Annotated in this window: 11 protein-coding genes; 3 read left to right on the forward strand and 8 right to left on the reverse strand. The window is 31.2% G+C overall.

The genetic code is table 11. The annotated features are described in order from the left end of the window. Nucleotides 1-52: 52 nt before the first annotated feature. The 4 genes from map to BMY79_RS06365 all read right to left on the reverse strand — a co-directional run bounded on the left by map (nt 53) and on the right by BMY79_RS06365 (nt 3806). The gene (gene map, locus BMY79_RS06350; RefSeq protein WP_074730625.1) at nt 53-916 is read right to left on the reverse strand and encodes a type I methionyl aminopeptidase; all 864 of its coding nucleotides are present in this window, start codon (nt 914-916) and stop codon (nt 53-55) included. A 27-nt stretch (nt 917-943) separates the two neighbouring features. Continuing rightward, nucleotides 944-1642 carry a hypothetical protein gene (locus tag BMY79_RS06355; RefSeq protein WP_022749597.1) on the reverse strand — a complete coding sequence of 233 codons (699 nt, stop codon included), beginning with the start codon at nt 1640-1642 and terminating at the stop codon, nt 944-946. Between the two features lie 49 nt (nt 1643-1691). Continuing rightward, the gene (locus BMY79_RS06360) at nt 1692-2933 is read right to left on the reverse strand and encodes a C40 family peptidase (RefSeq protein ID WP_051604807.1); all 1242 of its coding nucleotides are present in this window, start codon (nt 2931-2933) and stop codon (nt 1692-1694) included. Nucleotides 2934-3563: 630 nt separating this feature from the next. Then, a complete protein-coding gene (locus BMY79_RS06365; RefSeq protein ID WP_022749594.1) occupies nt 3564-3806 on the reverse strand; it encodes a Veg family protein in 243 nt (80 codons plus the stop codon). 316 nt (nt 3807-4122) lie between these two features. Between BMY79_RS06365 and BMY79_RS06370 the strand changes: the two genes are divergently transcribed. Beyond that, nucleotides 4123-4863, forward strand: a complete 741-nt coding sequence (locus BMY79_RS06370; protein ID WP_022749593.1) for a lysophospholipid acyltransferase family protein — start codon at nt 4123-4125, stop codon at nt 4861-4863. 81 nt (nt 4864-4944) lie between these two features. Here the strand turns inward: BMY79_RS06370 and BMY79_RS06375 are convergent, their stop codons facing one another. From BMY79_RS06375 to malQ, 4 genes are all read right to left on the reverse strand, one after another. Next, complete coding sequence (locus BMY79_RS06375) at nt 4945-5787, reverse strand: sugar ABC transporter permease (RefSeq protein ID WP_034229632.1); 843 nt, start codon at nt 5785-5787, stop codon at nt 4945-4947. Then, nucleotides 5787-7157, reverse strand: coding sequence for a carbohydrate ABC transporter permease (locus BMY79_RS06380; protein ID WP_022749590.1), 1371 nt, complete (start codon nt 7155-7157; stop codon nt 5787-5789). Before BMY79_RS06380 ends, BMY79_RS06375 begins: the two co-directional genes overlap by 1 nt. Nucleotides 7158-7317: 160 nt before the next feature. Next, the gene (locus BMY79_RS06385; RefSeq protein ID WP_022749589.1) at nt 7318-8562 is read right to left on the reverse strand and encodes an extracellular solute-binding protein; all 1245 of its coding nucleotides are present in this window, start codon (nt 8560-8562) and stop codon (nt 7318-7320) included. An 81-nt stretch (nt 8563-8643) separates the two neighbouring features. After that, nucleotides 8644-10125 (reverse strand): 4-alpha-glucanotransferase, encoded by a 1482-nt coding sequence (malQ, locus tag BMY79_RS06390; RefSeq protein ID WP_022749587.1) that lies wholly within the window; start codon nt 10123-10125, stop codon nt 8644-8646. A gap of 367 nt (nt 10126-10492) precedes the next feature. Here malQ and BMY79_RS06395 point away from each other — a divergent pair, with 367 nt between their 5' ends. Both BMY79_RS06395 and BMY79_RS06400 read left to right on the forward strand, forming a co-directional pair. After that, nucleotides 10493-11494: a LacI family DNA-binding transcriptional regulator gene (locus tag BMY79_RS06395; protein ID WP_022749586.1), complete on the forward strand. Its 1002-nt coding sequence runs from the start codon at nt 10493-10495 to the stop codon at nt 11492-11494. Nucleotides 11495-11815: 321 nt separating this feature from the next. Beyond that, nucleotides 11816-13693, forward strand: a complete 1878-nt coding sequence (locus tag BMY79_RS06400; protein WP_074730626.1) for a hypothetical protein — start codon at nt 11816-11818, stop codon at nt 13691-13693. The last annotated feature ends 29 nt before the right edge of the window (nt 13694-13722 follow it).

A 13722-nucleotide genomic window follows, 5' to 3' on the forward strand; every position in this document is an offset into this window, starting at 1 on the left:
CTTTTATTTCGAAATTATTATTCTTTTTTTATTTAATTTATATAGTTTTATGCTACCAAGAAATTACTTCTGTTCCTGTTTCTGTTACAAGAACTTGAATTTCCCACTGTGCTGATGGAAGTCCATCTTCAGTATAAACTTCCCAATCACCATCTTGATATATTTCTACGCCACCCATGTTAACCATTGGTTCAATAGTAAACATCATTCCTGGTACTAATAACATTCCTGTACCTGCTTTTGTGTTATATCCAACCCATGGTTCTTCATGAAATTCATTTCCAACACCGTGACCGCCGATTTCTCTAACGACTGTATAACCATTAGCGTAAGCATGATCATGTACTGCTTGCCCCATATCACCTAAGAATCCCCAAGGTTTAGTTGCTTCTAATCCCTTTTGTACGCATTCTTTAGTAACTTCAACAAGACGTTTTTTCTCAGGACTTACCTCTCCAATACAAAACATTCTAGATGAATCTGAGTAATATCCATGATATATTGTTGAACAATCAACGTTAACGATATCGCCCTCTTTTAAAACTACATCTTCTGATGGATAACCATGACACACTTGGTCATTAACTGATGTACAAACACTATAAGGATATCCTTCGTAGTTTAAATCTGCAGGGATTCCACCCATAGATGTTGTTATATCATATACCCATTTATCAATTTGAGCTGTTGTTATTCCTGGCTTAATATTTTCCTCAATATAATCTAATACTGCCACATTTATTTTGGCACTTTCTTTAATTTTTTCAATTTGCTCTGGTGTTTTAATTAACTCTCTTGGTGGCACCTGAGCGCCTTGACGTCTAAATCTTTCAATTTTAGCATCAAACATTTCGTGACATGTCTTATATTTTTTGCCACTTCCACACCAACATGCATCGTTTCTTCCTAACTTCATATCTAACTTCTTTCCGATTGTTTCTCCCTAATGTTTAAACGTTATATTTCCAAAATCAATACGTGTCCAAACACTCTTAACAATCTTATAATCTTTTTTTTCTAGTAATTCTTTATAAGCATCTTGATTAAAATCATAATCGCCTTCTTCCATTCCATCAAGTTGCTCACAAATGTATTGCTCCTTTTGAGCTATCGCCATCTTCTCCATTGTATCATAAATATCTTGCTTTTTGATACCCAATAATTTATCAGCACCACGATCTTTTAAATCTTCCCAAAAATCTAACTGATTATTCTTTAAAATTTTCTTTTCTTCGTTTGTTAATTTTACTTTATCCTTTAAGGCCTTCTTGTAAAAATAATAATCATGCACGCCCATATCAATAGCTGCATTCCTTGCTGCATACTTGATAAATTGGCCATTCGTATGCATTTTCCAATAATTTTCAGGATGCTTACTATCATAAACTTTTGCTTTTTCTTCTACTTCTGCTTCTTCATATGCTACATAAAACGCAAAATTGCGCAAAGTCAGGTCATCACCATCAACTACTGCGCAAATTTCATCTAGATTTTTTGAATATACCAAAAGTCTTTTATTATTAAAATTTATTTTTGAATATAACAACAATAATCCTAAGACAAACGCTAGGATTATTGTTATTAAAAAACGATTATTTTTATATGAAAACTTCTTAATTCTATTACCAAATGTAATTTTCATGTGAGCCTCCATTAAAAATTATCATAGATTATTCAAATATTATATCGTACTACACTCTACGTACGGCTTTGATTGGTTTGTAGTTAACTGAACAGTATGTAATACCTTTTTTACTGTTAAGAGCACTTAATAACTGTCCGCCACCTGCATAAATTCCTACATGACCATCATAACATACGATATCACCTGGCTGCATATCTGCAACGCTGACACCTTGTCCTACGCCTCTCATAGCACCTGAACTATGTGGTAAACTCTTACCATACTGTGCATATACACCCATAACGAAACCAGAACAGTCACATCCATTTGAAAGACTTGTTCCGCCCCATACATAAGGATGGCCCACAAACTGACTAGCATATGATAATGCCGAACCGTTTGCTGGTGGATTTGAGTGTGATGTTGGAGCACTTGCTGCCATACCTGCACCACCTGTACGTCTATTTCTACGTGATGAACTTGCTGCCTGTCTAGCAGAACCGTTATTTGCTGCACTTACTGCTCTTTGAGCTGCAACCTGCTGATTAATTAAATCCTGTTGCTGTTTGATAGTTGAATTATATGAAGCTGCTAACTGTTTAGCCTGTGCAACTTGTTGATCATATGAACTAGACTGAGCTTTTAAAGCTGATAATTTATTAGATAATTCAGCTTGCTGAGCATCATATTCTCTCTTAGATTCTTGTAATTCAGACATATCATCCTGTAATTTTTCTGTTAAGTCTTCTACTTTCTTAACTGCCGCTTTATATCTTTCTAATAAAGTCTTATCTGTTTTATATACTGAAGATACGTATTCAATATTACTTAACATATCAGCAAAGCTCTTTGAGTCTACAACAGCTTCCCAAAGAGAATCTGATGAACTATTCTCGTACATATATTTAATACGTTCTTTCATTTCATTGTATTCTTTCTCTTCTTCAGCTTTAGCTTTCTCTAAATCTTTCTTTGCTTTATCAATTTCTTTATTCTTGTTAGCAATATCATTCTTGATTCCTTCTTGTGAGCTTATAATCTGAGCCAACTCTCTTGTAGACTGATCTACCTGAGAATCTAAAGCTTGCTGCTGCTTGAATATATTATCAAGTTTTGCATTAACTTCTTTTAAGTTCTTCTCAGCTTCCGCCTTTTTTTGTTTTGCATTAGTAGCGTGAATGTTTTGAACAAGTGTACCTTCGAAGAATCCTGTTGTTGGCGCACCAAATGCTAAACATCCAGCCATTACTACCGATATTATACCTTTTCTGTTATTCTTTACTACCTCTGTAAAATTACGCGATTTCATTTTTTCCTCCAATATTTTTTCCTTATACCTATGAGATTTTGTCTCTTAAAATTTCTTTCTTATTTTTCTCTAATACTATTGTTACACAAATGTTAAATAAAATCTACCCCTTTTTTCATTTTTTTGTAATATTTTTTGTTTTTTTTTACGATTTTCATAGAATGAACACACTTTTTTCACAGAATATTCACTAAATTTCGACCATACTTTCTCTTTTAAGACAGATATACCTTTTTACTATATTTTACAGACTGAATTCTTCTTTAATTTTTAATGAATTATTATCTTAATATTTAATGAATTATTATCTTAATATTTAACCGAAATATTAATAAGAAAAAATAAAAGACAAAATTACTTTTCTTTATATAAATACCCTTAAGTTGAAAAAAGGGACAGATTATACTTAACGAGACTCTTCTACATTACTGATGCCTTGGAGTGTAGCATCACTATTTTATATATCGATGCAGACTTTATATTTCTTAATACTTTTTTTATAAAAAAAATCGCAGAATTGTAATAATATACAACCTGCGATTATTTATGTAACTTTACATCTAATTTACTTGCACTAATTATTAATATTTTACAAGACTATAAACAATTGTAAAAGATAACACTTATTAATTAGCACAATTTCATTCGGATGTCTTTTGTAATGATATCTGTATAACTAAAGGATAATAGCTGTGGCGGATTTGTCGCCTTGCTATCTTCTACTAAAACTGTAAAAACACTTGGATATGCTTTTTGAATTACCCCTTCTTGAATATCCACTTTGTTACGCCCACGATCAAGTACAATCATAACTCTACTGCCACATTGTTGATTCACCGATGCGCGAACTTTGTTGATATCTGCTTTCTCCATTTTTTATCCTCCTCTGCTTGAGCATATTAAATACATATAACACAACATCAAGTTAATTTTAGTATAGCAAAGTGTTAAACTTTTTGCAATAGTTTGAAAGTAATAATTTTTGTTTTACTTTTGCATACATTTTTCCTCATAATTATAATAGCACAAAAAATGTCTCTTTTTGTGTTTTTTGTGTGATTATTTTAAGCTATAAACTTTTTACTTTTTTAAACTAGATTTTTATGCATTTCTACTTATTGCATTTACGTATACAACTACGATATAATGAATGTATAAATATTAAAATTTAATAAGAGAGGTCAATTTAATGAGAACAATATTATGTATTCTCTTTATCACCATATTTTTGATTTTTAGTTTACCAGTTATGCTAATTGAATTTATTATTGGTAAATTCAGCAAGCATCATTCGGACATGGTCATGCTAGGTTACGTTCAATTTGGATTTAAAGTTGTACTTTTACTCTCTGGTGTCAAATTAATTGTTGAAGACGAAGACAATGTTCCTCGAGATCAAGCGGTCCTTTACATAGGTAACCACAGAGGTTTCTTTGATATTGTCGCAACATATTCTCGTTGTCCTAATTTAACTGGATATATTTCAAAGAAAAGTATTGAGAAGGTTCCTCTAATTTCATTTTTAATGAAACGTGTGTATTGCCTCCTAATGGATCGTACCGACATTCGTCAAAGTATGGGAGTTATTTTAAAAGCAATCGAATATGTCAAATCTGGCATTTCTATTTGTATTTTTCCTGAAGGAACACGCATAAAAACATCTAGTAGAACACAAACTCTTCCTTTTAAAGAGGGTAGTTTTAAGATTGCTCAAAAATCAAAATGTCCAATTGTTCCAATGGCAATCACTGGAACCGAAGATGTTCTAGAAAATCATTTTCCTTGGATTAAACGTGCTAAAGTTGTTGTTCGATATGGTAAACCGTTTTATATTTCTGACTTAGAAAAAGAACAACAAAAAAAAGTTGGCGTATATACTCGCGCTATAATCGAAGATATGCTTATTGATATTGAGAAGAAACATTATTAATTATTATAATAAAAGCTTTTATTTGCAAGGTATTCAATGTACGAACCCTCGTAAATAAAAGCTTTTTTTTAATGTTTAACGCTATCCTTTAACCGCACCTGACATTCCATCAACATAAAATCTTTGCATTATCAAGAATAATATAGCAATAGGAATTGAAACAAGTACAGCACCTGCTGCCCATGATGTATACCATTTTTGTATAAACTCTCTTTCTAGCATATTGTACAATCCAACTGAAACTGTCCAATACTCATCCTTTGCACCAACGATAACTTTTACAAAAATAAAATCAAGCCATGGTCCTAAAAATGAAGTTAATATTGTATAAACAATAATTGGTTTTGATAAAGGACAAATTATTTTATAAAACACCTGGAATTGAGTACATCCATCTAATATTGCAGCTTCTGTAAGCGATTTTGGTACTGTATCAAAAAAACCTTTTGCAATATAAAATCCTGCTCCTGCTCCTGCTGAATATACAAGCACTAAAGCTACTCTTATTAGCCCACCTTCAGTCAATCCTGCAAGTTTTAATATAAAGTAAACCGCAACCATTGACATGAAAGCAGGAAATAATCCAAGTATCATTGCCAAATTCATAAAAGGTTTTCTCATTTTAAATCTTAAACGAGACATACAATAGGAAGTACATAATACAAATGTAGTCGCAATGATACATGAAAAAATCGAAATTATTAATGTATTAACAAACATTCTTGGGAAATTAATTACCTGTGTATCAGTAAATAATCTCGTATAATTATCAAATGTTAATTCCTTTGGGAAGAAATAATTAATATTAACACCTGACTCTTTTCTAAAACTTGTCATAACAACCCAAAAAATTGGGAATAACCATATAACTGCTAATATTGCTAAAATAACATGAATAATAATGTTTTTTACTTTTCTTTTCATTATTGGAATCCCTCCTCATCCTTATACGATGCAGTATTTCTATAAGTCACAAGTGCAACTATTGATAAGATAATGAAAGTTAAGATACCAATTACAGCACCTAAATTATAGTACTTATAATCAATTGTCAATTTATACAACCATGTTACTAGCAAGTCAGTTTTACCTGCAGTTTTACCAACTTCAACAGGTGCTCCACCACTTAAAAGATAAATAACATTAAAATTATTTATATTACCTGTAAACTGAGTTATTAGATAAGGTCCCATAATAAACATTATATAAGGTAAAGTTATCTTAAAATAAATTTGAATTGGATTTGCTCCATCAATTTTTGCAGCTTCATATAATTCTGCTGGAACATTTTGTAAAATACCCGTAACCTGTAACATAGTATATGGAATACCAACCCAACAGTTTACTAAGATTACTGTAACTCTTGCCCATGTTGCATTTGTCCAAAATGGTAAAGCTGTTTTTATTAAACCAGCATTTAATAAAAGAGTATTAATTGCTCCATCTCTCTGTAATAAAGTTCTCATAACTAGTAATGATACAAATTGTGGTATTGCGATAGATATTACAAAACAAAATCTCCAAAATGCTTTACCTTTTGTTTCTTTTCTATTAATTACAATTGCTAAAATCATTCCTAAGAAAAAATTTAGAAATGTAGCAAAGAATGCCCAAATTAATGTCCATCCTAAAACTGGCCAGAATGTTTGTCCAATTTTTCCGCCAAGTCCTAGTACTGTTTTAAAATTTTTTAAACCAACCCAATCAAATAAAATTAGATGGTCTCCAATATCCGAATAATTTGTAAACGCCATTGCAATCATGAATAACAATGGTAAGATAGTAAAAATTAATATACCAGAAAATGGTAAAAACATTAATAACTTATGTAAGTTACTATCAAATAAATCTTCTACATCTTCTTTAAAACTTTTAATTTTCCAGTTCTTTTCCTTATAATACTGTACTTTATACGCACTTTTTAAACTATCACATAAAAAATAAATAAAAACTAGTGTTACTGCAATTGTTACCACACCATAAAGCAATAGCAAAACAGAGTTATCGCCCTGTACATATTCATATACTTGCTTTTGTTCATTCCATACTTCAGCTGCTTTCCTTGTTCCAAGTGTTGGAAGCATCTTTAAGTAATAAAATCCGTTTTTGATCATAAACATTATGTAACCTATTTCTATTGCAAAATAAATCAAGCTCTTTTCAAACTGTCCATTTTTGAAGTTACCTAGTCCCATGATTATTCCAGACAATTTAGTGAAAAGGTCTCCTTTAGTTATTGCATTTTTCACAGTAAAAGGTGTGGCAAAATCTGATTTCTGTTTAGCTACTTTCATCCTGAATCCTCCTGATTAAGAATCCCTCTTAATCCATAATTATATTAACTTTTTTTGTGACAGGAGCAAAACCATTATTTACTCCCGCCACAAAATATTGTTAGTATTTATTTAATGTTAGTATCCGTTCTATTTCATTGTAAAATTGTATTACTAATTATTATTTAACAACTGAACCATTAATTTGTTTATTAAATTCTGCTGTTTTTTCTTTGTAGTTACCATCTGTAATTTCTTTGTTAAGAATAGCTTTACCAAATGGTGTTGCTGCATCCCAATATCCCTGTAAACCAAATAATGGTTGAACTACTGTAGATTTTTCACCTACTTGAACTAAAGCTGAAACTGCAGAATTGCCCAAAATCTCTTTATCTGTTGTTAAATTTTTATTAACTGGTGCTTGTTTTCTTGTTTCAAAGTGTGCTTTCTGTGATTTTTCGCTTCCTAAATATTTAGCAAGTGCTACAGCAACTTCCTGATTTTTACATTTAGGGTTTACACCAATTGCTTTAGAACCAAGGAAGCCTTTCATCTGTTTTTCCTGTCCATCAATATTAATTGTTGGTAGAACTGCTGTGCCTACATTTTCTTCTCCACCTAAAGCTTCAGCTACTTTATCATAGTTCCAGTTACCATCAAAAATAGCACTAACTCCGTTCTTTAATCCTGTTACAGAATCACCATCATCACCTACTACTACAAAATTAGGATTTTTCACTAATTCAACTAATTTCTTTGTAACCGGTGCTGCTTTTTCTTCTGAAAAATCAATTTTATCTTTCTTTGTTGCTCCATCTTTTCCGTAGAATGTACATCCGTTTGCTGTGTACATTGCTGAAATATACCATCCATTTGTAAGTGGGAATGATACCTTACCTTTTTCTAGCATTTTATCTAAACTCTTAACATCTTCTTCAGAGAATTTTCTCTTATCATAATACATAAAGAATGCATTTGGTGTATATGGAATACCATAATAATGTCCTTCATATTTTACTGAGTTTGCAATATTTTCATCATTAGATTCTTTTACATATTTTTCTGTTTCTCCACCAAGTTTAGCAAGACCACCTGCTTTAACAAGATCAACTAATTGGTCATTTGCAAACATATAAACATCTGCTGCAGATGATACATCTTTTGTTACAACCTGTTTTGCATCACCTTCTGATGTTTTTTGATATTTGAATTTAATGTTCCACTCTTTGTGTTCTTTTGCAAAATTCTTACACTGTGTCTGTAACCATTCTCCATTATCTTTTGACTGATCCTCAGCAGGTCCCATAACTGTTAATGTTATAGTGTCTTTTCCATCTGCCTTTTTTTCTTCAGTTGTTCCACATCCTGCAAACATTGTTGTTGCCATTGTTCCTGCAAGTACTAATGGTAATACTTTTCTTTTCATAGTTTTCCTCTCCTTTTTTAACCTTAATATTAATTACTATATATATAAAATGCGTTTAGCATTCTACATACTCTTTCAAAATTACCTTCTATATGTTGCTGCAAGATTTCGAATCCATGAGCGTCTGTCCTCACTTAACCGATCACTATTTAAACGCCATCTCCAGTTATAACCAACGGTTGATGGAGAATTCATTCTTGCTTCATTTCCAAGTCCTAAAATGTCTTGCATTTGAATTATTGCTACTACGCCTATACTTTGGTATGCAGCTCTAATTATTCCTTCTGGAATCTGCTTCCTATCAGAAATATTTAAATATTCATATAAATACGCTAATTCAAATTCTGTTTTTTCTCTAAAAAAACCAACTAATGTGTCATTATCATGCGTTCCCGCATAAACAACTATGTCTGTATTATCGTAGTTATGTGGTAAATATTCGTTAGATGTATCACCATCAAATGCAAACATCAACACTTTAGTACCTAACCAACCTGATTTTTTCAATAATTTGTTAACACCTGGTATTAAGGTCTTCCCGCAATATGTATCAGCTATAATTGGTGTTTTCCCCCTCACTTCATTGATAGCATTTACAAATTTTCTTCCCGGTCCCTTAAACCATTTTGTTTTTTTAAAATCAATTGTTCCTTCTAATACAGCATAATCTTTTATAATTCCTGAAAAATGATTAAACTTAATTATATCAACTTTCTCAGTCGCCCATTTAACTCTTGCTTTCCACCAGTTGAATTCTTCCTCTTCATGTACATCCCAATTATAAAGAGGCATTCCCCAAATTTGGCCCTTACTTGAGTATTTATCAGGCAACGCGGCCGATACATATTTAACTTTTCCATCATCATCGATTCTAAATCTATTAGGATTACACCATACATCACAACTATCTAACGCCACATAATATGGTATATCACATATAATTTTGATTCCCCTACTATTAGCATATTCTTTTAAGTTTTTCCACTGTTTCCAAAATTCATACTGACAAAACTTTGCAAAATTTATTTGTGAAAAATACTTTTTCTTTTGTTCCTCAAGCACCGCTTCATCAAAGTATTTTATATCTTCATTCCACTTTGTCCACGGTTTATAATCATTAACTTGCTTTAACGTTACAAAAACTGAATATGTTTCTAACCACCAACTATTACTATTATCAAATTCCCTATAATCGTCATCATTGATATCAAATCGTTCAAAAGCTTTATATAGTATCTTATTTCTATTTTCAAAAATAGCTTCATAATCTACTCTTGAATACTCTGTTCCCCAGTTATATTCTCTTATTTCTTCACTTTCTAACAATTTATCTTCAACCAATAAATCGAGATCTATAAGATAATGATTACCAGCAAATGCAGAAATGGTTTGATATGGACTGTCTCCATATATCGTTGGTCCAATAGGAAGTATTTGCCAATACTTTTGCTTTATATCTACTAATAAATCTACAAAAGCATATGCTTCCCTGCCTAACGTTCCAATTCCATATGATGATGGTAAGCTAGATATTGGGAGCAAAATCCCTGCTCCACGAATCATCTTCTTTCAACTCCTTCGCTTTTTGATATAGTATTTATACTCTTGTGTATTTTTTTATGTATTCTTGTATATATTTTTTATGTATTCTTGTATATACCTTTTAAATACATAATTTTTATGTTAAATATCTTTCGTTTTTTTTCGTTTCTAAGTATATTTTAGTTTTTCTACCCTTATTTTGTCAACTTTTCCAATACAATTATTTTAATTTTGTGTAAATTTATCCTTTTTTGTATATTTTTTTAGTAAAAATCACAACGTAATTGACTGTTTTTTTCGAAAAAAAAGAATCTTTTTCAATTGATAAGTTATACATAATCACCTATAATATAAGTATGGATATTAAAAACTTTTTAGGAGAATACAAATGGTTACAATCAAAGAAATAGCTGAGAAACTAGGTGTTTCAATCAGTACAGTTTCAAAAGGCTTAAACGGTGCGAGTGATATTAGCGATGAGTTAAAACAAATCGTCCTTGATACCGCCGTTGAAATGGGATATTCAACAAAACGTTCTCGAAATGAAAAATACAGAAAACTTGCGATTTTCGTTGAAAACATGGAATACTCTAACATGGATGATTTCGGTTATGATATTGTCCTTGGTTTCAAACAAAACGCATTTCGACACAAATTTGAAGTTGAAATTATACCCGTGACTCCAAGCTTACAAGAACAAGAAAGATATGATACTTATCTTTTAAAACATCAATATTGTGGTGCTTTTCTCGTTGGTTTTGCCCTTCATGATGAATGGATGAAACAACTTGAAACCACAACAATGCCTACTATATTATTAGACAACTTCATTCCTGAAAATCCTACTGTAGGATACGTTGGTACAGACAACGCAGAAGGAATTGACATGGCAGTTAAATATTTACATAATTTAGGCCATAAAAAAATTGCATTTTTAAATGGATCTCTTCATTCAAAAGTATCCGAAGACAGACAAAAAGCATTCGAAAGCAGCATGCAAAAGTGTGGTCTTGTTCCGGAAAAAAATTTAATGGCTTATGGTTTTTACGTCGCTGATAGTGCTAAGTATCATGTACCTGGATTTTTATCTAATGGTGCCACCGCAATAATTTGCGGTAATGACTTAATCGCGAGTGGTGTTATTAACGAATGTAAAATTCGTGGGTTTAAAGTTCCAGACGATATAAGTGTTATTGGTTTTGATGACATTCCTATTGCATCAACTACAGAGCCACCACTTTCTACTGTTCGTCAGGAACGTAATGAATTAGGTCGCTGTGCTTTCGTTGCACTTAATTCTTTAATTAATCACATTCCAATTAGTATCACATTACTAAGACCGCAATTAATTATTCGCGAGTCATCTGGATGTGTACCTGTCAAAAATTAAATATTTTAACTAAGGAGGTATATTATTATTTCAAAAAATAAATTTATACAACTAATTTCTCCTATAGTTTTAACAATATGCATCTTACTAAATATTACAGGTTGCTCTAAAATCAATGAAATTTTTTCTTCGCAGGGCAAAACTTCTTATGATTCACCTGAATTTTGGGAAGAAACATCTGCTGATCCAAAACAAGATAATTTATTTACCTTAAAAAGTGATCTTTTCGACAATAAGCCCTATAACAATTTAGCGAATTTTGGGGACAATATACTTTTAATTGGGGAAGCTCGTTATGATACTATCAAATCTAATTCCCCTTTGTATTCATTTGATGTATATAATCCTTGGAAAAATGATATTGATTATTCTCTTGATGCTCAAAACCTATTGTGCACAAAATATGAATTATCAGACAATCACCTATTATGTTTTAGCCAAAAAAAGAAAACATTATCTATTTACGATGATAAGTTATCTTTGTTATACCGTCTAAAATTAAAAGAAGTAATAGGTTCAGAGGATTATGACAGTTTTACTTATTCACTTAATCTTGCCAAAGATACTTTATACGCACTTAACAAAGACGGAACTCTGTATACTATTAAACTATCAAACAAGATTAAGCACCATACATTTTTAAGTTTTTTAGAGCAAAAAGAAAGCTTTAGCAAAGCTACCTTCAAAAAAAGCAATTTTACATTCAAGGATTGTTACATAATTGGTGAAAACAATAATGACGACACATTTTATGTTCGTGGTGTTAACCTCCAAAACTACTGTTACTCTTATGGCGTTTTTGATAAGAAAAAAGAAGCTATTAAAAACTCATTTTTAGGTACAGCATACTATAAAGGTGATGCAACTGAAGAACATATTGTTACACAAATTGATTATAATCGCGGTTATTGGAAACTTATCAACGCCAAAAAGAATAAAACTAGTTTTTTTAGAGCACAAGATTGTGTAAATGCAACTCCTTATGATAACAATCTTATGTTACGAAAAGATATTGGATATGATAAGTCTGTTAAGCGTCAAAATATAACTTCTGTTTTTACCGCTTATTCTTCTACCGGCAAAGTCCTTTCTTCTATACAAATAGATTTTGGCAATGCACAAAAAGGAGAGGAAAATTATTTATCCAAGGACCAAATATACTTAAAACATTGCAGTTGCTTTTTTATTCTAAAATACGATTTAAAAGGAAATCCATTTTTATATATTTGGAAATTAAATGGATCTACTAATAAAACTAAACCTGAGAAGCCACATGATAATGATGATTCTCAGCAAGATGGTACTAAAAATAACAATGTTCAAAATAATTACACCACAAGTGATATTAGCATTTTTGATAATTTATTAGCTTTACAAAATTCAGCCTCAAATGAGACTGGAATTATCATCGACAATATGAAAAATGATAATTCTCAAAAAATGGATTCTTATAAATCTGTTCGAGAATATGCTGATTCTTTAGAAAAAACTTATGGTGTCAAAATATATCTAGGACCTCAGGTTCCTAAGAAAATTGATGTTTTCAATGTGAAACAAAATTTAGATACCGATGAGATAAAGGAAAGCCTTGATACGCTTAATAAAATTCTTTCCGCTTATCCAACGGATTTCTTCAAACAACTTCGTTTTTCAGATATCTATGGAATACGAATATATATAGCTAGTACGATTTCTTCAAGAAATAATGGAATGATCTCTGATCCAAGTGGTTTTGTCAATACTATCGACTCATACCTCGTTATGGTTCTAGATTCTTCCTACAGTTGGGATTGGCCTTACACAGTTAATCATGAGTTTTCTCATATGATTGATCGTAAGCTTGAATTTGAAACATCATACAATCACAAACTATCTTACAGTGAAGATAATTGGAATAAGAACAATCCGGCTGGTTTTGAATATCTACAGACTTATGATAATTACAGCAATAGTAAAGGATATTCAAAATTTCCAAAATATTTCATAGACAGTTACGGAACCACTTTTGCAACTGAAGATCGAGCAGAGATATTCGGAAATGCAATGTCTTATTATTTAAATGGTGATAACAAGCGTTTCTTTCTTCCAGATAGCCCTATAAGAAATAAGCATGCATATTATTGCAAATGCATTAGAGAAGGCTTTAATTCATCGAAATGGGACAGTATAATGCCTTGGGAACGCTGTATAAACGAATAATTACAACTAAGGATATATACCAAAAAACT

Origin of the sequence: Lachnobacterium bovis, from assembly GCF_900111325.1 — a bacterium.
Taxonomy (GTDB): Bacteria; Bacillota; Clostridia; order Lachnospirales; family Lachnospiraceae; genus Roseburia; species Roseburia bovis_A.

Bases quoted from the DNA above. Each gene is read 5' to 3' on its own strand.
- BMY79_RS06360 (WP_051604807.1), bottom strand. From the start codon at position 2,933: ATGAAATCGCGTAATTTTACAGAGGTAGTAAAGAATAACAGAAAAGGT.
- malQ (WP_022749587.1), bottom strand. From the start codon at position 10,125: ATGATTCGTGGAGCAGGGATTTTGCTCCCAATATCTAGCTTACCATCA.
- BMY79_RS06375 (WP_034229632.1), bottom strand. From the start codon at position 5,787: ATGAAAAGAAAAGTAAAAAACATTATTATTCATGTTATTTTAGCAATA.
- BMY79_RS06385 (WP_022749589.1), bottom strand. From the start codon at position 8,562: ATGAAAAGAAAAGTATTACCATTAGTACTTGCAGGAACAATGGCAACA.
- BMY79_RS06380 (WP_022749590.1), bottom strand. From the start codon at position 7,157: ATGAAAGTAGCTAAACAGAAATCAGATTTTGCCACACCTTTTACTGTG.
- BMY79_RS06365 (WP_022749594.1), bottom strand. From the start codon at position 3,806: ATGGAGAAAGCAGATATCAACAAAGTTCGCGCATCGGTGAATCAACAA.
- BMY79_RS06370 (WP_022749593.1), top strand. From the start codon at position 4,123: ATGAGAACAATATTATGTATTCTCTTTATCACCATATTTTTGATTTTT.
- map (WP_074730625.1), bottom strand. From the start codon at position 916: ATGAAGTTAGGAAGAAACGATGCATGTTGGTGTGGAAGTGGCAAAAAA.
- BMY79_RS06395 (WP_022749586.1), top strand. From the start codon at position 10,493: ATGGTTACAATCAAAGAAATAGCTGAGAAACTAGGTGTTTCAATCAGT.
- BMY79_RS06355 (WP_022749597.1), bottom strand. From the start codon at position 1,642: ATGAAAATTACATTTGGTAATAGAATTAAGAAGTTTTCATATAAAAAT.